This window comes from Sphingosinicella sp. CPCC 101087 (genome assembly GCF_004151485.1).
Taxonomy (GTDB): Bacteria; Pseudomonadota; Alphaproteobacteria; order Sphingomonadales; family Sphingomonadaceae; genus Allosphingosinicella.
Window position 1 is genome coordinate 1 of record NZ_SBFF01000029.1, and the last position, 1,790, is coordinate 1,790.

Consider the following 1,790-nt stretch of genomic DNA (forward strand, 5'->3'; position numbering starts at 1 on the left):
ACGCTGACCGGATCGGCGGCGCTGATCCAGGTCGGCGACGGCAGCGCGGCCGGTGCGGGCTATACGGCCACCATCGCGGCCGAGCTCGCCGGGTCGGCGGGTCTGGTGAAGACCGATGCCGGCACGCTGATCCTCGCCGGCACGAACAGCTATACCGGCGGAACGGCGATCAACGGCGGTATCCTCAGGATCTCGGCCGACGCCAATCTGGGCGACTCCGCCGGCGGGCTGATCCTCGACGATGGTACGCTCAACAGCACGGCCGACCTGGTTTCGGCGCGGGCCGTTACCCTTGCCGGCGAGGGGACCTTCCTCACCGACGCAAACACCGCACTCACTCTCGAGGGCCTAGTCTCGGGCGCCGGAGCCCTGGTCAAGGCCGGGGCGGGATCGCTCGTCCTGACCGCGGACAACATTTATGCAGGCGGCACCGTCATCGCCGGCGGCACGCTCCAGATCGGCGACGGCGGGACCAGCGGCAGCATCACGGGCGACGTCGCGAACGAAGGCACGCTGCTTTTCGACCGCTCGGACGCGCTGACCTTCGAAGGTTCGATTTCGGGCTCGGGCGCGCTTCGCCAGGCCGGTACCGGCACCACGATCCTGACCGGCGCGAACCTCTATACCGGCGGCACGACAATCGGTTCGGGTACGCTCCAGATCGGCGACGGCGGCACCACCGGTTCGATCCTCGGCAACGTCGCCAACGACGGCACTCTGACCTTCAACCGCTCGGATGCCGTCACCTTTGCCGGAACGGTCAGCGGAACCGGCTCGCTGGTAAAGGACGGGGCCGGTACGCTGATTCTGACCGCTGCGAACAGCTATACGGGTGCGACGCAGGTCGTCGCCGGCACCCTGCTCGTCAACGGCGATCAGTCGGCGGCGACCGGTCTCACCAGCGTCGCTTCCGGCGCCACGCTCGCCGGCGCCGGAATCATCGGCGGCGACGTCGCCGTGGACGATGGCGGAACGCTCGCGCCCGGCGCCGGCGGCGCCGGCGTGCTGACCATCAACGGCAGCCTCTCGCTTGCCTCGGCCGCGCAGATCGGCATGGATCTCGGCGCGGCCAACGCGGTGGGAAGCGCGTTCAACGACCTGGTCGACGTCGAGGGCGACCTCATCCTCGACGGTACTCTCAACGTGACCGTCACCCCCGGCGGCACGTTCGGCATCGGCCTCTACCGCATCGCCAATTATGGCGGCACGCTGACCGACAACGGACTGGCGCTCGGCACCTTGCCGGCCGGCGCCGACGTGTCGGTGCAAACATCGGTCGCGAACCAGGTCAATTTGATCAACACCGGCGGCGCGATCCTCAACTTCTGGGACGGCGCGGCCGGACCGAAGTTCAACGGCGAAGTCGACGGCGGCGACGGCGTCTGGCAGGCGGTCAACGGCAACAGCAATTGGGCCGATGCGACTGGCGCGGTCAACGCCGGATACGATGACGGCGCGTTTGCGATCTTCACCGGCGCGGCCGGAACCGTCACGGTCGATAACAGCCTCGGTACGGTCACCGCCTCGGGCCTGCAGTTCGCCGCCAACGGCTACACTATCGCCGGCAATACCCTGACCCTGTCGGGTCCGGAGTCGGTGATCCGGGTCGGCGACGGCACGGCGGGCGGGGCAGGCTACATCGCCACCCTCGCAAGCGCGATCGCCGGGACCACAAAGTTGGTCAAGACGGATCTCGGCACACTCGTGCTGACCGGCGCCAACAGCTATTCCGGCGGGACGCGGATCGAGGCGGGCATCGTGCGGATCTCGAGCGACGCCAATCTCGGCGC

The 1,790-nt window shown here is 68.6% G+C and carries 1 protein-coding gene; it reads left to right on the forward strand.

Annotated features, from left to right (window positions below; translation table 11 throughout):
- On the forward strand, positions 1 to 1,790 hold a 1,790-nt coding region (locus tag EKM57_RS21630), incomplete at both ends, for an autotransporter-associated beta strand repeat-containing protein (protein ID WP_206185544.1).